Annotated in this window: 20 protein-coding genes; 10 read left to right on the forward strand and 10 right to left on the reverse strand. The window is 72.7% G+C overall.

Annotation, left to right across the window (positions count from 1 at the left end; all coding sequences use genetic code 11):
- Positions 1 to 79 precede the first annotated feature (79 nt).
- The 3 genes from OIE75_RS23705 to OIE75_RS23715 form a co-directional block, all read right to left on the reverse strand.
- On the reverse strand, positions 80 to 1,729 hold the full coding sequence (locus tag OIE75_RS23705) for a phospho-sugar mutase (RefSeq protein WP_329472069.1): 1,650 nt from the start codon (positions 1,727 to 1,729) through the stop codon (positions 80 to 82).
- 368 nt (positions 1,730 to 2,097) lie between these two features.
- Positions 2,098 to 2,934 (reverse strand): purine-nucleoside phosphorylase, encoded by an 837-nt coding sequence (locus OIE75_RS23710; RefSeq protein WP_307014795.1) that lies wholly within the window; start codon positions 2,932 to 2,934, stop codon positions 2,098 to 2,100.
- Positions 2,935 to 3,026: 92 nt separating this feature from the next.
- A complete protein-coding gene (locus OIE75_RS23715; protein ID WP_125495169.1) occupies positions 3,027 to 3,464 on the reverse strand; it encodes a gamma-glutamylcyclotransferase in 438 nt (145 codons plus the stop codon).
- A gap of 85 nt (positions 3,465 to 3,549) precedes the next feature.
- Here OIE75_RS23715 and OIE75_RS23720 point away from each other — a divergent pair, with 85 nt between their 5' ends.
- Both OIE75_RS23720 and OIE75_RS23725 read left to right on the forward strand, forming a co-directional pair.
- Positions 3,550 to 4,998 (forward strand): NAD(P)H-quinone dehydrogenase, encoded by a 1,449-nt coding sequence (locus tag OIE75_RS23720; RefSeq protein WP_163015764.1) that lies wholly within the window; start codon positions 3,550 to 3,552, stop codon positions 4,996 to 4,998.
- A 177-nt stretch (positions 4,999 to 5,175) separates the two neighbouring features.
- Complete coding sequence (locus OIE75_RS23725) at positions 5,176 to 6,162, forward strand: DeoR/GlpR family DNA-binding transcription regulator (RefSeq protein WP_329472070.1); 987 nt, start codon at positions 5,176 to 5,178, stop codon at positions 6,160 to 6,162.
- A gap of 160 nt (positions 6,163 to 6,322) precedes the next feature.
- Here OIE75_RS23725 and OIE75_RS23730 read toward each other — a convergent pair whose 3' ends face one another.
- Complete coding sequence (locus OIE75_RS23730; protein WP_329472071.1) at positions 6,323 to 8,095, reverse strand: acetyl/propionyl/methylcrotonyl-CoA carboxylase subunit alpha; 1,773 nt, start codon at positions 8,093 to 8,095, stop codon at positions 6,323 to 6,325.
- Between the two features lie 374 nt (positions 8,096 to 8,469).
- Between OIE75_RS23730 and OIE75_RS23735 the strand changes: the two genes are divergently transcribed.
- On the forward strand, positions 8,470 to 8,952 hold the full coding sequence (locus tag OIE75_RS23735) for a hypothetical protein (protein ID WP_329472072.1): 483 nt from the start codon (positions 8,470 to 8,472) through the stop codon (positions 8,950 to 8,952).
- On the opposite strand, the gene OIE75_RS23740 is transcribed toward OIE75_RS23735, so the two are convergent.
- The 4 genes from OIE75_RS23740 to OIE75_RS23755 form a co-directional block, all read right to left on the reverse strand.
- Positions 8,921 to 9,544, reverse strand: coding sequence for a nucleoside triphosphate pyrophosphatase (locus OIE75_RS23740; RefSeq protein WP_234955118.1), 624 nt, complete (start codon positions 9,542 to 9,544; stop codon positions 8,921 to 8,923). The genes OIE75_RS23735 and OIE75_RS23740 overlap by 32 nt on opposite strands.
- A 41-nt stretch (positions 9,545 to 9,585) precedes the next feature.
- Entirely contained in the window at positions 9,586 to 9,714 is a 129-nt protein-coding gene (gene mmpB, locus OIE75_RS23745; protein ID WP_272924142.1) for a morphogenic membrane protein MmpB, read from the reverse strand.
- A gap of 110 nt (positions 9,715 to 9,824) precedes the next feature.
- Positions 9,825 to 10,031 carry an acyl-CoA carboxylase epsilon subunit gene (locus OIE75_RS23750; RefSeq protein ID WP_307014800.1) on the reverse strand — a complete coding sequence of 69 codons (207 nt, stop codon included), beginning with the start codon at positions 10,029 to 10,031 and terminating at the stop codon, positions 9,825 to 9,827.
- A gap of 9 nt (positions 10,032 to 10,040) precedes the next feature.
- On the reverse strand, positions 10,041 to 11,633 hold the full coding sequence (locus tag OIE75_RS23755) for an acyl-CoA carboxylase subunit beta (protein WP_307014801.1): 1,593 nt from the start codon (positions 11,631 to 11,633) through the stop codon (positions 10,041 to 10,043).
- Between the two features lie 110 nt (positions 11,634 to 11,743).
- Here OIE75_RS23755 and OIE75_RS23760 point away from each other — a divergent pair, with 110 nt between their 5' ends.
- Positions 11,744 to 12,607 (forward strand): biotin--[acetyl-CoA-carboxylase] ligase, encoded by an 864-nt coding sequence (locus tag OIE75_RS23760; protein WP_329472073.1) that lies wholly within the window; start codon positions 11,744 to 11,746, stop codon positions 12,605 to 12,607.
- Between the two features lie 525 nt (positions 12,608 to 13,132).
- Complete coding sequence (locus OIE75_RS23765; RefSeq protein ID WP_329472074.1) at positions 13,133 to 14,278, forward strand: adenylate/guanylate cyclase domain-containing protein; 1,146 nt, start codon at positions 13,133 to 13,135, stop codon at positions 14,276 to 14,278.
- 26 nt (positions 14,279 to 14,304) lie between these two features.
- Here OIE75_RS23765 and OIE75_RS23770 read toward each other — a convergent pair whose 3' ends face one another.
- Positions 14,305 to 14,949 carry a hypothetical protein gene (locus OIE75_RS23770; protein ID WP_307014805.1) on the reverse strand — a complete coding sequence of 215 codons (645 nt, stop codon included), beginning with the start codon at positions 14,947 to 14,949 and terminating at the stop codon, positions 14,305 to 14,307.
- 209 nt (positions 14,950 to 15,158) lie between these two features.
- On the opposite strand from OIE75_RS23770, the gene OIE75_RS23775 reads away from it, so the two are divergent.
- From OIE75_RS23775 to hutH, 3 genes are all read left to right on the forward strand, one after another.
- Entirely contained in the window at positions 15,159 to 15,959 is an 801-nt protein-coding gene (locus OIE75_RS23775; RefSeq protein ID WP_234955107.1) for an enoyl-CoA hydratase/isomerase family protein, read from the forward strand.
- A gap of 56 nt (positions 15,960 to 16,015) precedes the next feature.
- Entirely contained in the window at positions 16,016 to 17,164 is a 1,149-nt protein-coding gene (locus OIE75_RS23780) for a GGDEF domain-containing protein (protein ID WP_307014807.1), read from the forward strand.
- Positions 17,165 to 17,270: 106 nt separating this feature from the next.
- On the forward strand, positions 17,271 to 18,863 hold the full coding sequence (gene hutH, locus OIE75_RS23785; RefSeq protein ID WP_373463011.1) for a histidine ammonia-lyase: 1,593 nt from the start codon (positions 17,271 to 17,273) through the stop codon (positions 18,861 to 18,863).
- 135 nt (positions 18,864 to 18,998) lie between these two features.
- On the opposite strand, the gene OIE75_RS23790 is transcribed toward hutH, so the two are convergent.
- A complete protein-coding gene (locus OIE75_RS23790) occupies positions 18,999 to 19,325 on the reverse strand; it encodes an LPXTG cell wall anchor domain-containing protein (protein ID WP_206328607.1) in 327 nt (108 codons plus the stop codon).
- Positions 19,326 to 19,434: 109 nt separating this feature from the next.
- On the opposite strand from OIE75_RS23790, the gene OIE75_RS23795 reads away from it, so the two are divergent.
- Together OIE75_RS23795 and OIE75_RS23800 are read left to right on the forward strand one after the other, a co-directional pair.
- On the forward strand, positions 19,435 to 19,788 hold the full coding sequence (locus OIE75_RS23795) for a hypothetical protein (protein WP_307014809.1): 354 nt from the start codon (positions 19,435 to 19,437) through the stop codon (positions 19,786 to 19,788).
- A 222-nt stretch (positions 19,789 to 20,010) separates the two neighbouring features.
- A complete protein-coding gene (locus OIE75_RS23800; protein ID WP_307014811.1) occupies positions 20,011 to 21,255 on the forward strand; it encodes a L,D-transpeptidase in 1,245 nt (414 codons plus the stop codon).
- Positions 21,256 to 21,309: the final 54 nt, after the last annotated feature.

Here is a 21,309-nt window from a genome sequence, read left to right on the forward strand (position 1 = left end):
CCGGGAGGTCGGCTCGCCCGGGTGGCCCGGTGGTCTTGAGGGCCGGCCGGGGGGTGCGTCGTCGCACCCCCCGGGTGGGTCAGATGCCTGCCGCTGCCGAGAGGTCGCGCTTGAGCGTCGTCAGCAGGTCCGTCGCCTTCGTGCGGGCCGCGGGGAGGTCGGCGTGCTCGCCGACCGGGACGACCACCTCCAGGTAGCACTTCAGCTTCGGTTCCGTGCCGCTGGGGCGGACGATGACGCGTGCGCCGTCCAGGGTGTAGCGCAGGCCGTCCGTGGGCGGGAGCGTGGCCGTGCCCCGGGTGAGGTCCTCGGCGTCCGTGACCGGCAGGCCCGCGAGGTGGGCCGGGGGCTGCCGGCGCAGCCGGTCCATCGCGGCCGAGATGAGGGACAGGTCCTCCACGCGGACCGAGAGCTGGTCGGTGGCGTGCAGGCCGTGCTCCACGGCCAGGTCGTCGAGGAGGTCGAGGAGGGTGCGGCCGTCCTCCTTGAGCGTGGAGGCCAGCTCCGTGATCAGGAGCGCGGCGGTGATGCCGTCCTTGTCGCGGACGCCCTCCGGGTCCACGCAGTAGCCGAGGGCCTCCTCGTAGCCGTAGCGGATGCCGTCGACGCGCGCGATCCACTTGAAGCCGGTGAGGGTCTCGACGTGCGGGCGGTTCGCCTTCTCGGCGATGCGGCCGAGGAGGGACGACGACACGATCGACTCCGCGAACGTGCCCTGCGCTCCGCGGGTGACCAGGTGGGCGGCGAGGAGGGCGCCGACCTCGTCGCCGCGGAGCATGCGCCAGTCGTCCGTGGCGTCCTGTACCGCCACCGCGAGGCGGTCGGCGTCCGGATCGTTGGCGATGATCAGGTCGGGGGCGGTCTCGCGGGCCCTCGCGAAGGCGAGGTCCATCGCGCCGGGCTCCTCCGGGTTGGGGAAGGCGACGGTGGGGAAGTCCGGGTCGGGGTCCGCCTGCTCGGTGACGAGGGCGGGGGTGGGGAAGCCGGCCCGGGCGAAGGCGGCGAGGAGGGTGTCCTTGCCGACGCCGTGCATCGCGGTGTAGACCGTGCGGGCCGTGCGGGGGGAGCCTGGGGAGAGGACCGCGTCCGTGCGGGCGAGGTAGGCGTCGAGGACGTCGTCGCCGAGGGTCTGCCAGCCGGTGGTGGGGCGGGGGACGTCGTGCAGGGAGGCCACGGCGTCGATCTCCGCGGCGATGCCGGCGTCCGCGGGGGGCACGATCTGGGAGCCGTCGCCCAGGTACACCTTGTAGCCGTTGTCCCGGGGCGGGTTGTGGCTGGCCGTGACCTCCACGCCGGCGACCGCGCCGAGGTGGCGGATGGCGAAGGCGAGCACGGGGGTGGGGAGGGGGCGGGGGAGGACGGCCGCCCTGAGGCCGGCGCCGGTCATGACCGCGGCGGTGTCCGCCGCGAAGTCCCGTGACTTGTGGCGGGCGTCGTAGCCGATGACGACGAGGCCGGCCGTGTCGTCCCCGTGGGGGGTTCCCTGCTTCTTGAGGTAGGCGGCGAGGCCCGCTGCGGCGCGGATGACCACGGAGCGGTTCATGCGCATCGGGCCGGCGCCTAGCTCGCCGCGGAGGCCCGCGGTGCCGAACTGGAGGGTGCCGGAGAAGCGTGCGGTGAGCTCTGCGTGGTCCTCGGCGTCGATGAGCTTGGCGAGTTCGGCGCGGGTGTCCGCGTCGGGGTCCTCGGCCAGCCATGCCTTGGCCCGTGCGAGGAGGTCGTCTTGCACGTCGGTCAGCCTCTCGTGTGTCGGTGGTTCTGGGGGGTGGGGTGCCTGCGGCGGCCTGTGCGGGATGGGTGGGGGTGCGCGTAGCGCGGTGCGTTGCGTTGTGGGCGGGGTCGCGCCGGGGGGTGTCCGTCCTCGGAACGGCGCGGAATCGGTCGGCCGCAGAAGTGACGTTCGTTGACGCGCCAACCGCTGCGGGCGGCCCCCCCCCCGACACGACCCCTTCTCGCCGTACGCGGCTCTCCCGCGTAGCTGCGGGCCCCCGTGCCGCCGGGGCGGCACGGGGGGCGCGGCGGCACCCCGCTACGCCGGGCCGCGACACCCGTCTCCGGGCCCGCCCCCGCGCCGGGTGCCCACGGGAACGCCGGGTCCTACAGGCGGCCCAGGACCTGCGTCAGCAGCGCGCCCATCCGGGTGGCGGAGTCGCGGCCTGCCTGGAGGACCTCCTCGTGGTTGAGGGGCTCGCCCGTCATGCCCGCGGCGAGGTTGGTGACCAGGGAGATGCCCAGTACCTCCGCGCCGGCCTCGCGCGCGGCGATCGCCTCCAGGACCGTCGACATGCCCACCAGGTCGGCCCCGATGACGCGGGCCATGCGGATCTCGGCCGGGGTCTCGTAGTGCGGGCCGGGGAACTGGGCGTAGACGCCCTCCTCCAGCGTGGGGTCGACCTCCTTGCACAGGGCCCGCAGGCGGGGGGAGTAGAGGTCGGTGAGGTCGACGAAATTGGCGCCGATGACGGGGGAGGTGGCGGTGAGGTTGATGTGGTCGCTGATCAGGACCGGCTGGCCGGGGCGCATGCCCTCGCGCAGGCCGCCGCAGCCGTTGGTCAGGATGATCGTCTTGGCGCCGGCCGCCACCGCGGTGCGGACGCCGTGGGAGACGGCGGCGACGCCGTGGCCCTCGTAGTAGTGGGTGCGGCCCAGGAAGACCAGTGCGCGCTTGTCGCCGATCGAGTACGAGCGGATCTTGCCGCCGTGACCCTCCACCGCGGGCTTGGGGAAGCCCGGCAGGTCGGTGACCTGGAGATCGGCCTCAGGCGCGCCCAGGGCGTCCACGGCCGGTGCCCAGCCGGAGCCCATCACGAGGGCGACGTCGTGGGTCTCGGCGCCGGTGAGTTCGCGCAGGCGGGCCGCGGCGGCGTCGGCGGCGACCCCCGGGTCAACTGGGGTGGCGCCCTGGATGTCGTCCGGAAGAAGAGATGCGTTCACGCCGAAGAGGGTATCCGGTTTCCGCCTACGCGCGTAGATGACAGAGGTCACGGGATGGTGATTGTTGGGTTGGAGGATCCGACAGGGGGGCGTCAGCAGGGGCGCTTGCGGAGTTCCATCACGTAGTCGTGGGGGGCGCCGGCCGATTCCGCCGCGTCCGCCACCTCGCCCAGGTAGCGGGCGGAGGGCAGGCCGCCCTCGTAGGCGTTCAGGACGTACGTCCAGGCCTTCTCCTCGCCCTCCAGGGTGTGGACGCGCACCCGGGTGCGGCGGTAGATGTCCAGACCCACGCCCTCCCAGCGGTCGAGCGAGTCCTCGTCCATCGGGGCGACGTCGTAGAGCGCCACGAAGACCTGCGAGATCGGGTCCTCGACCAGGGTCGCCAGCGCGCCCTCCCAGCCCATGTGCTCGCCCCCGAAGGTCAGCCGCCACCCGTTCAGCCAGCCGGTCGCGCGCAGCGGCGAGTGCGGGGCGCGGCGGGTCATGAGCCGCGCGTCGAGGTTGCCGGCATAAGCGGCGTAGAGCGACATGGGGGAAGGGTACGACAGGCGTCACGCGCATCACGTTCGTAACGGTGGTGCCCCCGGGCAGCCGCCCGTTGAAGGGTGCGGGACAATGGAGTACGTGACTCGGATCGTGATCATTGGCGGCGGACCCGGCGGATACGAAGCGGCGCTGGTGGCCGCGCAACTCGGTGCGGAGGTGACCGTCGTCGACTGCGACGGTCTGGGCGGGGCGTCGGTGCTGACCGACTGCGTGCCGTCCAAGACCCTCATCGCCACCGCCGAGGTGATGACCACCTTCGACTCCTCCTACGAGGAGCTGGGGATCATCGTCGCCGACGACACCCCGCCCATGGAGCAGGCCGCCCGGGTCGTGGGCGTCGACCTCGGGAAGGTCAACCGACGGGTCAAGCGGCTCGCGCTCGCCCAGTCGCACGACATCACCGCCTCCGTGACGCGGGCCGGCGCGCGGGTCATGCGCGGGCGCGGGCGGCTGGAGGGGATGCAGGCGCTCGACGGGTCCCGGAAGGTGATCGTGCGCGCCGCCGACGGGAGCGAGGAGACGCTCACCGCGGACGCCGTGCTGATCGCCACCGGCGGGCACCCGCGGGAGCTGCCGGACGCGCGGCCCGACGGGGAGCGCATCCTGAACTGGACCCAGGTGTACGACCTGGACGAGCTGCCGGAAGAGCTGATCGTGGTCGGGTCCGGTGTGACCGGTGCCGAGTTCGCCGGTGCCTACCAGGCGCTCGGGTCGCGGGTCACCCTCGTGTCGTCGCGGGACCGGGTGCTGCCCGGTGAGGACCCCGACGCCGCCGCCGTGCTCGAGGACGTCTTCCGGCGGCGCGGCATGAACGTCATGTCGCGGTCCCGGGCCCAGTCCGCCAAACGGGTGGGGGACCGGGTGGAGGTCACGCTCGCCGACGGACGGGTCATCACCGGGTCGCACTGCCTGGTGGCCGTCGGCGCCATCCCCAACACCGACGGGATGGGGCTGGAGGAGGCCGGGGTCAAGCTCAAGGACTCCGGGCACATCCGCACCGACCGCGTGTCGCGGACCTCGGCTCCCGGTGTGTACGCCGCCGGTGACGTCACCGGGGTCTTCGCGCTGGCTTCGGTGGCGGCGATGCAGGGGCGCATCGCCATGTACCACTTCCTCGGGGACGCGGTCACTCCGCTGAACCTCAAGACCGTCTCCGCCAACGTCTTCACCGACCCCGAGATCGCCACCGTCGGCTACTCCCAGGCCGACGTCGACGCCGGCAAGATCGACGCCCGCGTGGTGAAGCTGCCGCTGCTGCGCAACCCGCGCGCCAAGATGCAGGGCATCCGGGACGGCTTCGTCAAGATCTTCTGCCGGCCCGGTACCGAGATCGTGGTGGGCGGTGTCGTCGTGGCGCCGCGTGCCTCGGAGCTGATCCACCCCATCTCCCTCGCCGTCGACAACAACCTGACGGTCGAACAGATCGCCAACGCCTTCACCGTGTATCCGTCACTCTCGGGCTCGATCGCGGAGGTCGCCCGGCAGTTGCACACGCGGAAGGCGGGCGGCGAAGGCTAGGGCCGGGGCGCGGCTGGAATCGACTCCCCGCTGGTCACGGGGAGTTGTGGCGCTTGCGGGTGGCATAGGCGGGCAGAGTAGGCGCTTATACCACTTCTGGTACTGCCTTGCGAACAACTTCTGTTATTCGGCGCATACTGCTGAAAGCAGACGGTCGTTGGGGTTACTGTCAGTTTCGTGTTCGCTGCAGAACGTCGCCAATTGATCCTCGAAATGGTGCGCGCGAACGGGGCCGTGTCGCTCCGTGAGCTCGCCCGCGTCGTCCAGACCTCCGAAGTGACCGTACGGCGGGACGTGCGCGCACTGGAGGCAGAAGGACTCCTCGACCGCCGACACGGCGGTGCGGTACTGCCGGGCGGGTTCACGCGAGAGTCCGGCTTCCCGCAGAAGTCCCATCTCGCGACCGCCGAGAAGACGGCCATCGCCGATCTCGCCGCGGGCTTCGTCGAAGAGGGCGAGGCCATCGTGGTGGGTGCCGGGACGACCACCCAGGAGCTGGCCCGCCGGCTCGCGCGGGTGCCCGGGCTGACCGTCGTCACCAACTCGCTGCTGGTGGCCCAGGCCCTCGCGCACGCCAACCGGGTCGAGGTCGTGATGACCGGCGGCACGCTCCGCGGGTCCAACTACGCCCTGGTCGGGTCGGGTGCCGAGCAGTCCCTGCAAGGGCTGCGGGTCTCCAAGGCCTTCCTGTCCGGGAGCGGGCTGACCGCCGAACGGGGGCTGTCCACCTCCAACATGCTGTCGGCGTCCGTCGACCGCGCCCTGGTGCAGGCCGCCGCCGAGGTCGTCGTCCTCGCCGACCACTCCAAGCTGGGCACGGACACCATGTTCCAGACCGTGCCCACGGACCTCATCACCCGCCTGGTCACCGACGAGGCGCCGGCCCACGACGACCGTGCCGCCACCGAGCTGCAGGCCCTTGCCGACCAAGGGGTGCAGATCGCCGTGGCGGGGGCGTCCGGCGGTGCGGCCTCCGGTCCGGGGGGCACCGGGGCCCCGGGGGGTGAAGCCGTCCCGGCGCGTCAGCAGCGCCGCGACGTGCCGCTTCCGGGGCCGCGCCGACAGGTTCCCGGCGCGGCGACGGGGCTGCGCTCGGCGACCGCCCTGGGTGAACAGCCGGCCGGACCGGAACGGGCGCGCGTCGCCGACATGCGCCGACGTTAGCCGTCGTACGGCCCCGGCGGCCGCCGTACCGTCCCGGCCGCCGTCGTACGATCCCGGCCGCCGTCGCCGGTCCCGGTCGCGCCCCCGAGAACGGTGGGGGCGCCCGGCGGGACCGTTTGCTTCGGTCCGCCGGGCGCCCCGGATGCTTACTTCGAGTGCCTCAGTCCTTGATCTCGCAGATCGCCGCGCCGGAGGTCACCGAGGCTCCGATCTCGGCGCCCAGGCCCTTGATGGTGCCGGCCTTGTGCGCGTTGAGGGGCTGCTCCATCTTCATCGCCTCGAGTACGACGATCAGGTCGCCCTCCTGAACCTCCTGGCCCTCCTCGACGGCGATCTTGACGATGGTGCCCTGCATCGGCGAGGCGAGGGTGTCGCCGGAGGCCGCGGGGCCGGACTTCTTCGCCGCGCGGCGCTTGGGCCGGGCGCCGGCCGCCAGTCCGGTGCGGGCCAGGGACATGCCCAGGCTGGAGGGCAGGGAGACCTCCAGGCGCTTGCCGCCGACCTCGACGACGACCGTCTCGCGGCCCGACTCCTCGTCCGCCTCGGTGTCGGCGGGCGCGTTGAAGGGCTTGATGTCGTTGACGAACTCCGTCTCGATCCACCGGGTGTGGACCGTGAAGGGGTCGCTGGAGCCGGTCAGCTCCGGTGCGAACGCCGCGTCACGCACGACCGTGCGGTGGAACGGGATGGCCGTGGCCATGCCCTCCACGGTGAACTCGTCCAGGGCGCGGGCGGCGCGCTGGAGGGCCTCCTTGCGGGTGCGGCCGGTGACGATGAGCTTGGCCAGCAGGGAGTCCCACGCCGGGCCGATCATGCTGCCGGACTCGACGCCGGCGTCGAGGCGGACACCGGGGCCGGTGGGCGCGTCGAAGAGGGTGACGGTGCCGGGGGCGGGCAGGAAGCCGCGGCCCGGGTCCTCGCCGTTGATGCGGAACTCGAAGGAGTGGCCGCGCAGCTCCGGGTCGTCGTAGCCGAGCTTCTCGCCGTCGGCGATGCGGAACATCTCGCGGACCAGGTCGATGCCGGCGACCTCCTCGGTGACCGGGTGCTCGACCTGCAGGCGGGTGTTGACCTCCAGGAAGGAGATCGTGCCGTCCATGCCGACGAGGAACTCCACGGTTCCGGCGCCGACGTAGCCGGCCTCCTTCAGGATCGCCTTGGAGGACGAGTACAGCTCGTCCATCTGCGCCTGCGACAGGAACGGGGCGGGGGCTTCCTCGACCAGCTTCTGGTGGCGGCGCTGCAGCGAGCAGTCACGGGTGGAGACGACGACCACGTTGCCGTGCTGGTCGGCCAGGCACTGGGTCTCCACGTGGCGGGGCTTGTCGAGGTAGCGCTCGACGAAGCACTCGCCGCGGCCGAACGCGGCCACCGCCTCACGGACGGCGGACTCGTACAGCTCGGGGACCTCGTCCAGGGTGCGGGCGACCTTCAGACCGCGTCCGCCGCCGCCGAAGGCCGCCTTGATCGCGATCGGCAGGCCGTGCTCCTCGGCGAACGCGACGACCTCGTCCGCGCCGGAGACCGGGTCGGGGGTGCCCGCGACCAGCGGGGCGCCCGCGCGCTGCGCGATGTGCCGGGCCGCGACCTTGTCGCCCAGGTCGCGGATGGCGTGCGGGGGCGGACCGATCCAGATCAGATCCGCGTCCAGGACCGCCTGGGCGAACTCGGCGTTCTCGGAAAGGAATCCGTAGCCGGGGTGGATGGCGTCCGCGCCCGACTCCCGCGCGGCCTTGAGGACCTTGTCGATGTCCAGATAGCTGGTGCCGGGGGTGTCACCACCCAGGGCGAACGCCTCATCAGCGGCACGGACGTGCAGAGCGTCCCGGTCCGGGTCCGCGTAGACGGCCACGCTCGCGATCCCCGCGTCCCGGCAGGCCCGGGCCACACGGACAGCGATTTCGCCACGATTGGCGATGAGCACCTTGCGCACGATTGAGGCTCCCTCCTTGAAACAAGCCGATTTTAGGGACTGCCGACACGGCACTTCGACCCGTCCCCAATGGTGAGCTTGCCCACACGGAGCGTGATTCGAGGCTCGCTCGACCCGCGAAAGCCCTTGTAGTACCGCGCTACGCAGGACTCATGGGGGAAACCCTAGCTCTCCCGTGTGGTCAAGGTCTCTGTAAGAGCGTGCTGCGGGCCACTCCGTTTCTTTGTCGAGTCCCTACTAATGGCCCAATGATTCTTTGCTCGCGGCAGACCCCTTGTCGCGAGGTTTACCCGTTAGTAGCGTTCTGGCTGTCTCGAACGTACTTGGGGTAACAGCTGTCCTGTGCGGCAGCGGTCGAAAGTGGGTGGGGACCGGTGTCAGTGCGCAGGCCGGTGGCGTGGATCGTGGCGATCGTGCTCTTCCTGGAGGCGGTCGGCGTCGCGGCGCTGAACTGGTTCCTGGGGATCGTCGTCGACCGGCAGGACATGTCCCTGGCCGGTCTCGATCCGGACGCGATGTCCGTGTCGTCGAAGATCGGCGGAGTGGTCTTCGGGCTCTACTTCGCGCTGTGCGGGCTGGTCGCCCTGCTGGTGGCGCTCCGCGACCGCGCGCCGGCCGGGCTCGGCCGGGTCCTGCTGATCAGCGCGGCCGTGGTGCACGGGCTGCTCGGGGCCTTCACCTGGGGACTGGTGGGCCCCGGCGCCTTCGTCTTCATGATCGTCGTACTCGGTCTCATCGTGCTGCTGCTGATGACCTACGACGCCCACGAGCGGCCCGCGCCCGCGACGCGGCCCGAGGGCGGCACGGGCGACGACGGTACGCCGGTCAGCCCGCCGCCGGCGCCCACAACTCCGTGATGCCGGTCCCCAGCTCGGCGAGCAGCCGCCGCAGCAGGGGCAGGCTCAGGCCGATGACGTTGCCGTGGTCCCCGTCGATGCCGTCGATGAACGGGGCGGAGCGGCCGTCCAGGGTGAACGCCCCGGCGACGTACAGCGGCTCTCCGGAGGCCACGTAGGCCGCGATCTCCTCGTCGGTCGGCTCGCCGAAGCGGACGACGGTGGAGGCGGTGGCCGAGACGTGGCGGCCGGAGGCGGTGTCCCACACGCAGTGGCCGGTCTGCAGAGTGCCCGCCCGGCCGCGCATCGCCTTCCAGCGGGCGGTCGCCTCCTCGGCGTCCGCCGGCTTGCCGAGGGCCTGGCCGTCCAGGTCGAGCACCGAGTCGCAGCCGATCACCAGGGCACCGTGCACCTCGGGCTTCGCGGCCACGACGGAGGCCTTGGCCTCGGCCAGGGCGAGGGCCAGCTCGGCGGGGGTGGGGGCGGTGACGGCGTCCTCGTCGACCCCGCTCACGAGGACCTCGGGAGCCAGGCCGGCCTGGCGGAGCAGGCCCAGTCGGGCCGGGGACTGGGAGGCGAGGACGAGTCGGCGACGCGGCTGCTGGTCGGTCATGGGACCAGGGTATCGGCGGCGCGGGGGATCGCCGGGCGCGCTCAGTGCAGGCCGGCGACCAGCATCGCGAGAACCATCGCCAGCGCCAGGAAGACGCCCAGTCGCCGCAGCCTGTGCTGCATGTCGCGCAGTTCCTCGGGCGGCTCGTTCTTCGGGTCGGACCAGAGCATGGCACCAGCGTGCGGCCTCGGGAGGAGGCGGCGCTTGAGTACGGGTACCTAGATCGGGGCGCGGGGTTCCGCCGCCGTGCGCGGTTCCTCGCGCCCCTGGGCGTTCACCCTCAGGCGGGCCAGTAGGTGCGGCCCCATGTCGCCGGGCCCGGCTGGGGCAATCGGTGGGCGGCGATACGGGCAGGGTCGGACCACGCGTCCCTGCCGCCCGGCGCGGCCGCGGGCGCCGCTTCCGCCGCCACCGCGCGGGCCCGGACCACCGCGAGCGCCGCGGCCAGTTCCTCCGGGGTCGGGTTGCCCCGTACGACCTTGATCACAGCGGCTCCTTACAGGGGGATGTTGCCGTGCTTCTTCGGGGGGAGCGATTCGCGCTTGGTGCGCAGTTGGCGCAGGCCGCGGACGATGTGGCGGCGGGTGTCGGACGGCATGATCACCGCGTCGACGTAGCCGCGTTCGGCCGCCGTGTAGGGGTTGAGGAGGGCGTCCTCGTACTCCTGGATCAGGCGGGCGCGGGTGGTCTCGGCGTCGTCACCGGCCTCGGCGATCGTGCGACGGTGCAGGATGTTGACCGCGCCCTGGGCGCCCATGACGGCGATCTGGGCGGTCGGCCAGGCCAGGTTGAGGTCGGCGCCCAGGTGCTTGGAGCCCATGACGTCGTAGGCGCCGCCGAAGGCCTTGCGGGTGATGACCGTGATGAGGGGGACGGTGGCCTCGGCGTAGGCGTAGATCAGCTTGGCGCCGCGGCGGATGATGCCGTCGTGCTCCTGGTCGACGCCGGGCAGGAAGCCGGGGACGTCCACGAAGGTGATCACGGGGACGTTGAAGGCGTCGCAGGTGCGGACGAAGCGGGCCGCCTTCTCGGACGCGGTGATGTCCAGGCAGCCGGCGAACTGCATCGGCTGGTTGGCGACGATGCCGACCGGGCGGCCCTCGACCCGGCCGAAGCCGGTCAGGATGTTCGGCGCGAACAGGGCCTGGGTCTCGAAGAACTCCGCGTCGTCGAGGACGTGCTCGATGACCGTGTGCATGTCGTACGGCTGGTTCGCCGAGTCCGGGACGATCACGTCCAGTTCGGCGTCCTCGTCCGTGACCGCGAGGTCGGCCTCCTCCGGGAAGGCGGGGGGCTCGGACAGGTTGTTGGACGGCAGGTACGACAGCAGCTGCTTGACGTACTCGATGGCGTCCTTCTCGTCGCCCGCCATGTGGTGCGCCACGCCCGAGGTGGAGTTGTGGGTGCGGGCGCCGCCCAGCTCCTCGAAGCCGACGTCCTCGCCGGTGACGGTCTTGATGACGTCGGGCCCGGTGATGAACATGTGCGAGGTCTGGTCGACCATGACCGTGAAGTCGGTGATCGCGGGGGAGTAGACCGCGCCGCCCGCGCAGGGGCCCACGACCAGGCTGATCTGCGGGATGACGCCGGAGGCGTGGGTGTTGCGGCGGAAGATCTCGCCGTAGGCGCCGAGCGAGGCGACGCCCTCCTGGATGCGGGCGCCGCCGGAGTCGTTGATGCCGATGACCGGGCAGCCGGTCTTCAGCGCGAAGTCCATGACCTTGACGATCTTCTGGCCGTAGACCTCGCCCAGGGCGCCGCCGAAGACGGTGAAGTCCTGGGAGAACACGGCGACGGGGCGGCCGTCGACGGTGCCGTAGCCGGTGACGACGCCGTCGCCGTAGGGGCGGTTGGCGTCCAGGCCGAAGTTGGTGGAGCGGTGCCGGGCGAACTCGTCCAGCTCGACGAAGGAGCCCTCGTCGAGCAGGAGGTCGATACGCTCACGGGCCGTCAGCTTGCCCTTGGCGTGCTGCTTCTCCACGGCACGTGAGGAACCGGCGTGCGTCGCCTCCTCGATACGGCGCGTCAGATCCGCGAGCTTGCCCGCGGTCGTGTGGATGTCGGGCTGCTGCTCTTCCGGCTCGGACATCGGGATGCGGCTCCCTGCCTGCTCAAAAGGGGGGACGGTTACTCGTTCGTAGAGTAGTAGGGGGTCTTCCGTTCGGCAGTGCGGTCTTTCCCACACCTAGGGTGGGTTGCATGACGCCGCGCGATGCCTCTGGCTCCCCGAACAACCGCTGGTCCGACCTGGACCGGCCGCCCCTCGACGGCACGGCGCTGCGCCGGGCGCTGGTGCGGCAGGGAGGGCTGTGGCGGCGGGTGGACGTGGTGCAGCGGACCGGCTCCACCAACTCCGACCTCGTGGCCCGCGCCGCCGAGGAGGAGCTGGGGGAGGGGGCCGTCCTGGTCGCCGAGGAGCAGACCGCCGCCCGGGGCCGCCTGGACCGGCAGTGGACGGCACCGCCCCGCTCCGGGCTCTTCTTCTCCGTGCTGCTGCGCCCCACCGAGGTGCCGGTGGCCCGCTGGGGCTGGCTGCCGCTGCTGACCGGCGTGGCCGTGGCGACCGGGCTCTCCCGGGTGGCGGGCGTCGACACGGCGCTGAAGTGGCCCAACGACCTGCTGGTGACCGTCGGCGACGAGGAGCGCAAGGCCGGCGGCATCCTCGCCGAGCGGGCCGGCGACGGGGTCGTCGTCGGCGTAGGCGTCAACGTCACTCTCCGGGCCGACGAGCTGCCCGTCCCGCAGGCCGGCTCACTGGCGCTGGCCGGCGCCGCGAACACCGACCGGGACCCGCTGCTGCGGGGCGTGCTGCGGTCGCTGGAGGACTGGTACGGGCGGTGGCGGTCGGCGGAGGGCGACCCGCTGGCCAGCGGACTCCAGGAGACGTACGCGGCGGGCTGCGCGACGCTCGGACGCGTGGTCCGGGCCGAGCTGCCGGGTGACCGGTCACTGGTCGGGGAGGCGGTGGCCGTGGACGGCGACGGACGGCTGGTACTGGCCACGGGCGCGGGGGTGCAGGAGCCGGTGGGGGCGGGGGACATCGTGCACCTGCGGCTGGCGTGAGCGGAGCTCGGCGCGAGGCCGGACGGGGCGGGCACGGTCCGGGGCGGGGTCGGGCCCGCGGGCGTACGGGAGCGCTGGTTTGCAGGGCGGGGCGCGGGAGCCCGTGGGGCGGGGCATCGTGCGCCTGCCGTTGGTGTGCCCCTCGGTCAGGGGCACGCTCGGGTCCGGGGCGAGGTCGGGCTTCCACCGCGCGGGAGCGCGCCGGCTGCAGGACGAGGGCCGGGGACGCGGGAGTCCGTGAGGGCGGGGGACCGCGTGCGGCCGCGGGTGGCGTGAGCGCGGTTCGGGGCGCAGGCTCGGGCGAACAGGGTTCGGTGCGGGCTCCGGCCCGTGGTCGTACGGAGAGGGGCGGCTGGGCTTGCGCCGAGTGGGAGAGCGGTGGCCTTCGTGCGGGATCCGCGGTGCGGGCCGGGCCCGGGGACGGCGGACTCGGAGTGCGGCCGCACGGCAGTGAGCTGGGGCACACCTGACGTAAAGTTGTGGCCGGTCGATATCTGACCGCGGCAGATCGGAAGGGCAGCAGGCTTGAGCGTCGACGACACGGGCTCCGGCGCGGACGGGGACGGCCGGGTGGACCCCGAGCCCGCCCCGGACTCCGCCGACTCCGGCGAGGACCCGCTCGCGCTGCGCCTCGAAGGGCTCATCCTGGGCGCCGAGCGCCGCTACACCCCCTTCCAGGCCGCCCGCAGCGCGGGCGTCTCCATGGAGCTGGCGTCCCGGTTCTGGCGGGCCATGGGCTTCGCCGACATAGGCCAGGCCAGGGCGCTCACCGAGGCCGACGTCCTCGCCCTGCGGCGGCTGGCCGGTCTGGTGGAGGCGGGCCTGCTCAGCGAGGCGATGGCCGTGCAGGTGGCCCGGTCCACCGGGCAGACCACCGCCCGGTTGGCCGAGTGGCAGATCGACTCCTTCCTGGAGGGCCTGACCGAGCCCCCCGAGCCCGGGATGACGCGCACCGAGGTGACGTACCCGATCGTCGAGCTGCTCCTGCCCGAGCTGCAGGAGTTTCTCGTCTACGTCTGGCGCCGCCAGCTCGCCGCCTCGGCGGGCCGGGTCGTGCAGGCCGCCGACGACGAGGAGATGGTGGACCGGCGGCTCGCGGTCGGCTTCGCCGACCTGGTCGGCTTCACCCGGCTGACCCGCCGGATGGAGGAGGAGGAACTCGGCGAGCTGGTCGAGGCATTCGAGACCACCGCCGCCGACCTGGTCGCCGCGCGCGGCGGGCGCCTGATCAAGACCCTCGGCGACGAGGTGCTCTACGCCGCCGACGACGCCGGAACGGCCGCGGAGATCGCGCTGCTCCTCGTCGAGACGATGGCGAACGACGAGACCATGCCGGAACTGCGCGTCGGCATCGCCTTCGGCACGGTCACCACCCGGATGGGCGACGTCTTCGGTTCGACCGTGAACCTGGCCTCCCGGCTGACCTCGATAGCTCCCCGCGACGCCGTCCTCGTCGACGCCGCGCTCGCGGAGGAGCTGATCCGCACGCAGGACGCGCCGGCCTCGGAGGCGGTCGCGGCCGAGGAGGCCGCCGCCGCGGAGAAGGCGGGCGAGGACCCGCCGTCGTACCGCTTCGCGCTCCAGCCGATGTGGCAGCGCCCGGTGCGCGGTCTCGGCGTGGTCGAGCCCTGGCTGCTCACCCGCCGGGGCGACGACGGCGACGAGGGTTAGGGCCCGAGGAGGCCGTCCGGCGGCCGTCAGTCGTCGCCGAGCAGGTCCACGCAGAGGCCGATGACCGGCACGCACAGCCCCGGATCGTGGGGTTCCGGGGCGGGTGCCGACGGTGTGCCGCGGTCCGGGGGCGAGGTCGGCGCGGGGCGCGGGGCGTCGGAGCGCGGGGGCCGTGGGGCGTGGGTGGAGCCGGGCGGCCGTGGAGTGTGCGGCGCGGCCGTGGCGCCGGCGTCGGCGCGGTCTTCGGGCGGGTTCGGAGCGTCGGGGACGGTCGTCGTACCGGAGGACGAGGACGAGGACGAGGCCGCGGGGTGGGGCGTGGACGGGGCCGGTATCGGTCCGCCCGCCGCGGAGCCGCTCAGGCCGCCCATGGCGGACGTCGCCGAAGGGCTCACGTCGGACGGACCGGCGGTGCGGGCGGCGCCCGGCGTCCCCGCCCGGTCCCTCGCGGTCTCCCCGCCGCCGCCCGGGTCCACGCGCGGCGCGGCCTCGGCGCCGTAGCCGCCCGCGTCGCCGCCCGGCCCGGGCAGCAGGCGCACGAGGCTCAGGGCGCCGGCCGCGAACGCCAGGCCGCCCGCGGCCAGCAGCACCTTGCGGGGCCGCGGCCGGCGGTGTCGGCCCCGGCGGCCCCAGGGATGCGCCCGTCCTGTCGGTGTGCCGGTCGTCGTCATGATCCCTCCCCGGTGCCACGGGCCCCCGTCGCGCCGTGGCGGGGCGACGCTACGGGGTGCCGGTGGCCCCGGTACGACGGTCGGCCGGACGTCACTCGAACGGGTGGACGGCGTGGCGCGAGGGCGGGGCGGGTCCGGCCTTCCGTCGCGCGCGCATGCCTGCGATGATCGGACGGTCGGCTGTTAACACGCGTTAACCGGAGGGTGTCATGAGCGAGGAGCGGTTCGGAGATTTCGTCCTGGTGCGGCGGCACGGGGACGGGCATGTCGCGGAGCTCGCGCTCGACCGGCCGAAGGCCATGAACGCCGTCTCGACCGCGATGGCCCGCTCCGTCGCCGAGGCGTGCGCGGCACTCGCCGAGGACCGCGGCGTGCGGGCGGTGGTGCTGACCTCGACCCACGAGCGGGCGTTCTGCGTCGGCGCCGACCTGAAGGAGCGCAACTCCTTCTCCGACGCCGACCTGCTGCGCCAGCGCCCGGTGACGCGGGGTGCGTACACCTCGGTGCTGGAGCTGCCGGTGCCGACGATCGCGGCCGTGCACGGCTTCGCGCTGGGCGGCGGCTTCGAGCTGGCGCTCTCCTGCGACGTGATCGTGGCCGACCCCACGGCGGTCGTGGGCCTGCCCGAGGTGTCCGTCGGGGTGATCCCGGGCGGCGGCGGTACGCAGCTGCTGCCGCGCCGGGTGGGGGCGGCGCGCGCCGCCGAGCTGGTGTTCACGGCGCGGCGCGTGGAGGCCGCAGAGGCGCGCGAGCTGGGGCTGGTGGACCAGCTGGTGGACGAGGGGCGGGACCGGGAGGAGGCGCTGGAGCTGGCGTCCCGGATGGCAGCGAACTCGCCCGTGGGGCTGCGGGCGGCCAAGCGGGCGCTGCGGCTCGGACACGGACTGGACCTGCGGGCGGGGCTCGAGGTCGAGGACGCCGCGTGGCGCGCGGTGGCGTTCTCGGGCGACCGCGCGGAGGGAGTGGCGGCGTTCAACGAGAAGCGGGCGCCGCGGTGGCCGGGAGAGTAGTCCCCGTTCGCCCTGCTTGAGTCACATTTCTGCCTGAATCTCCCTAGCCTGGAGTGATGGGCGAGGACAGACGGCTGGCGGCGGTGGTGGCACTGGCGCAGGGCATGGCCGCCGCGCACAGCTCGCGCGAGGCGTGGCGGGCGGCGGCGGCCGGTGCGTGTCTGGCGCTGGGCGGCAGCTTCGCCGCGCTGTCGGTGTGGGAGCGGGAGCTGGGCCGGCTCCGCGTCCTGGTGAACGTGGGCAGGCGGGCAGAGGACGAGGAGGAGTTCCCGGAGGACGAGTCCTACCCGGTGCACCAGTTCGCGGAGATCACCGAGTTCCTGCACGAGCGCTGGGCCGGCGGCGGTGAGCCCGACGCCTGGGTGGAGACGGCCGAGGGGCCCGCCGCCGGGCGGCCGGGGTACGTCCATCAGCGCGTCGCCGCGCTGCGCCGCCGGGGGCGCGGCTGCTGCGTCGTCGCCCCGATCGTGCTGCACGGCCGCGCCTGGGGCGAGCTGTACGTGGCCCGCCCCGTGGGGGAACCGGTCTTCGCGCGGCCCGACGCCGACTTCGCCACCGTGCTGGCCTCGGTCGTGGCCGCCGGGATCGCGCAGGCCGAGCGCCTCGAGGAGGTCCGGCGCCTCGCGTACACCGACGCGCTCACCGGGCTCGCCAACCGCCGAGCCGTGGACGCGGCGCTGGACGAGGCCGTCGAGCGGCACCGCAGGGACGACGTGGTCGTCAGCCTCGTCGTCTGCGACCTGAACGGCCTCAAGCGGGTGAACGACACGCACGGGCACGCCGTCGGGGACCGGCTCCTGGAGCGGTTCGGGTCGGTGCTGTCGCTGTGCGGGGCGATGCTGCCGGGGGCGCTGGCCGCGCGGCTGGGCGGGGACGAGTTCTGCCTGCTCGCGGTCGGCCCGGCCGCCGACGAGGTGGTCAAGGCGGCCGAGGAGCTGTGCCGCCGGGCGGCCGAGCTGGAGCTGGGTGACGGGGTGGCCTGCGGGGTCGCGTCCACGGAGGACGAGGTCGGGCCGGTGCGCTCCGCCCGCCGGCTGTTCCGGCTCGCCGACGCCGCCCAGTACCGCGCCAAGGCCGAGCGGTCGGCGGGACCGGTCGTCGCGGGCCGCGAGGGACCGGACGACCCCGTCGTACGGCTCGCCGACGAGCCGTCCCGGGAGGAGGGCGGGGAGCGCCGGCGCTTCCGGGGGCGGCACTCGCCGTAGGGCGGGGTCCGGCGCGGGGGTGAAAGTCGGTAAGGGGTGAAACCGCTGCCCGATGGTGACGCATCCCCTCGTGACATCAAGGAATTCACTGCGTACGCTCCTGAATATGGATATGCACACTGTGGGGAACGGGGAAGGCGCGAAGCGCGGCGTTGAAAGGGTGGTGGTGGGCGACGGGCGGGCGTCCGGGGTGACCGCCTCCGACGTTCTCGCCGTGGCGCGCGCCGGCGCCCGGGTCGAGCTCTCCGACGAGGCGGTGGCCGCCCTGGCCGCGGCCCGCGACATCGTGGACGCGCTGGCCGCCAAGCCGGAACCCGTGTACGGGGTGAGCACCGGCTTCGGCGCTCTGGCGACCCGGCACATCAGCCCGGAACTGCGGGCCCAGCTCCAGCGCAACATCGTCCGCTCGCACGCCGCCGGGATGGGTCCGCGGGTGGAGCGCGAGGTGGTCCGCGCACTGATGTTCCTGCGGCTGAAGACCGTCTGCTCCGGCCGGACCGGCGTCCGTCCCGAGGTGGCGCGGACCATGGCCGACGTGCTGAACGCCGGGATCACCCCGGTCGTGCACGAGTACGGCTCCCTGGGCTGCTCCGGCGACCTCGCGCCGCTGTCGCACTGCGCGCTGACCCTGATGGGCGAGGGGGACGCGGAGGGCCCCGACGGCACCGTGCGCCCGGCCGGTGAGCTGCTCGCCGAGCACGGCATCACGCCGGTCGAGCTGCGCGAGAAGGAGGGCCTCGCCCTCCTCAACGGCACCGACGGCATGCTCGGCATGCTGGTCATGGCCCTCGCGGACCTCGACACCCTCTACAAGTCCGCCGACGTCACCGCCGCGCTGACCATGGAGGCCCTGCTCGGCACCGACAAGGTGCTCGCCCCCGAGCTGCACGCCATCCGCCCGCACCCCGGGCAGGCAGCCAGCGCCGCCAACATGCTCGCCGTGCTCGACGGCTCGGGCCTGACCGGCCACCACCAGGACGACGCCCCCCGCGTCCAGGACGCCTACTCGGTGCGGTGCGCCCCGCAGGTCGCCGGTGCCGGACGCGACACCATGGCCCACGCGGGGCTGGTCGCCGAGCGTGAGCTGGCGTCGGCCGTGGACAACCCCGTGGTGCTGCCCGACGGACGGGTGGAGTCCAACGGCAACTTCCACGGTGCCCCGGTCGCCTACGTCCTGGACTTCCTCGCCGTCGCGGTCGCCGACCTCGGGTCCATCACCGAGCGGCGCACCGACCGGCTGCTCGACAAGAACCGCAGCCACGGCCTGCCGCCCTTCCTCGCCGACGACGCGGGCGTCGACTCCGGGCTGATGATCGCCCAGTACACGCAGGCGGCCCTGGTCGGCGAGTTGAAGCGGCTCGCCGTACCGGCCTCGGCGGACTCGATCCCGTCCTCCGCGATGCAGGAGGACCACGTCTCCATGGGCTGGTCGGCGGCGCGCAAGCTGCGCACGGCCGTCGACAACCTGGCCCGGGTGATCGCCGTCGAGCTGTACGCCGCCACCCGCGCGATCCAGCTCCGCGAGGGCCTGACCCCGGCCCCGGCCTCGCGGGCCGTCATCGACGCCGTACGGGCCGCCGGTGTCGAGGGGCCCGGACCGGACCGCTACCTGGCGCCGGACCTCGCCGCGGCGGACGCCTTCGTGCGGGCCGGGCACCTGGTCGCGGCGGCGGAGACGGTGACCGGACCGCTGCGCTAGTCGGCGGAGCCCCGACACGCGTGAGGGGCCCTGTCCGCGGACAGGACCCCTCGCCGCATAGCGGTCAACCCTTGCGATCAAGCCGTAGCGGTCAGGCCGCAGCGGTCAAGAAAGACAAAAGAACGTCAAAGTCTCTCAAAAATCGAGGCGTTCCCGGCGCACCGAGTACCCGACGAAGCCGGCGCCGAGCCCGAGGCACAGGGCGCCGCCGATGACGTACGGGGTGCTGTCGAAGCTGCCGGTGTCGGCCAGGCGGGTCGTGCCCCCGTCGGTGGCCGTGGTGGCCGCCGTGTCCGTGGACGCGACTCTGGCCTGTGCGGTGACCTGCGGAGACGGGGTCGCGGCCGCGGACTCGAACGCGGGTGTCTCGGGTGTCGCGTTCGCCGACGGGACGAACCACAGGGCGCACAGGAGGCCCCCCGCGGCGGCGGCGGTCAGCAACGGACGGCGAGCGGATGACACGGAATATCGATCCCCTTGTGGCGCTGGCGAATTGGCCGTGTGGGCAGATGTTAGTGAAAGGCGCGGGTCACAGGAAAGTCACGGGAGCCCTCGGCCTTACGCTCCGGGCATGACCACTCCAGAGACATCCCGGTTCGTCCGCATTCGCGTCGAGCTCGTCGTCGAGATCGACGACGAGGAGGCCCTCACGGGGGCCGCGCTGCAGCGCCTCGCCGACGACGCGGACCTGCCGGACGCGGAACGCGCCCGGTCCGAGCGTGCTGTGACGGAGGACACCGCCGAGGCCCTGGCCCATCTCGTCGATCCGTTCGACCTGGTCGGCGGGGTGCCGGGGGTCGAGCTCCAGCAGGCCTCCTGGAGCAGTGAGCAGATCGACTACGACCCCGACTCGCCCGAGTGGGACCTGCACGAGGATGATGACGACGAGAACGACCCGGAGGACGACGAATTGAGGGTCGGCTGACGCCGCGTGGGGAAATTCGTGACCCCGGGTGGCAACCACCACCCGGGGTTTCGTCGTCTCACGGTGCGCACTGACCGACCCCGTACCCCCGCCCTGGTGGGTAAACGTGGCGTGACCCACACCCGCGAGCGATGTGGAACGGGACGAACCGGTCGTAGCGTTGAAAGTTATTGACGGGGTATCTCGGGGTTTCGGGAATCGGCAACGATGGAGAAGCGTGTGATGACGGACGGTAAGCGGCGCAAGGGCCTGGCGGCCGCGTCCGCACTGCTCGGCGGTGTGCTGGTGCTCTCTGCGTGTTCCAGCGGCGACGCCGACACCTCCGGTGGGGACGGGAAGACCTCGCAGGCCGAGGTGGACGAGGCGGCGGCCAAGAAGACGTCCGAGGCCCAGATCAAGATCACACCGAAGGGCGGCTCGGACAGCGCCTCCATCAACAACGGCACCGGCGTCACCGTGAGCAAGGGCACGCTCACGGAGGTGAAGATGACCGCCTCCGACGGCACCGCCGTCGAGGGCGAGATATCCGCCGACAAGACCAGCTGGAAGCCCAGCGGTCAGCTGGAGCGGGCCACCAAGTACCAGATCACGGCGACCGCGGAGGACTCCGACGGCCGCGCCGCCCACGAGAACGCGTCGTTCACCACGGTCTCCCCGGAGAACAGCTTCATCGGCACCTTCACGCCGGACGACGGCAAGACCGTCGGCGTCGGGATGCCCGTGTCGATCAACTTCGACAAGGAGATCACCGACAAGGCCGCCGTCCAGAAGGGCATCACGGTCAACACCAGCAGCGGCCAGGAGGTCGCCTGCCACTGGTTCAGCACCCAGCGCATGGACTGCCGCCCGGAGAAGTACTGGACGGAGAACTCGACCGTCACCCTCAAGCTGGCGCTCGACGGGGTCGAGGGCGCCGACGGCGTCTACGGCGTGCAGCAGAAGACGGTCACCTTCAAGATCGGCCGCAACCAGGTCTCGTACGTCGACGCCAAGACCAAGCAGATGAAGGTCACGCAGGACGGCAAGACGGTCAAGACCATCCCGATCTCCGCCGGTTCGCCCGACAACAAGACCTACGAGGGCGAGATGGTGATCTCCGAGAAGTTCAAGGAGACCCGGATGGACGGCTCGACCGTCGGCTTCACCGACGACGACGGCAAGGGCGAGTACGACATCAAGGACGTGCCCCACGCCATGCGGCTGAGCACCTCCGGCACCTTCATCCACGGCAACTACTGGGGCAAGGGCATCTTCGGCCAGGCCAACACCAGCCACGGCTGCGTGGGCCTGGAGGACGCCAAGGGCGCCAACGACCCGAACACGCCGGGCTCGTGGTTCTTCAACAACTCGATCATCGGTGACGTGGTCGTCGTCCAGAACACCGGCGACAAGACCGTCGCCCCGGACAACGGCCTCAACGGCTGGAACATGGACTGGGCCCAGTGGAAGGCCGGTTCGGCGGTCTGACCGAGCCGGCCCGGCCGGACCCAGCCCAACGCGGCGCGGTCCACCACCACTTCA

The sequence above is a fragment of the Streptomyces sp. NBC_01723 genome (assembly GCF_036246005.1).
Taxonomy (GTDB): Bacteria; Actinomycetota; Actinomycetes; order Streptomycetales; family Streptomycetaceae; genus Streptomyces.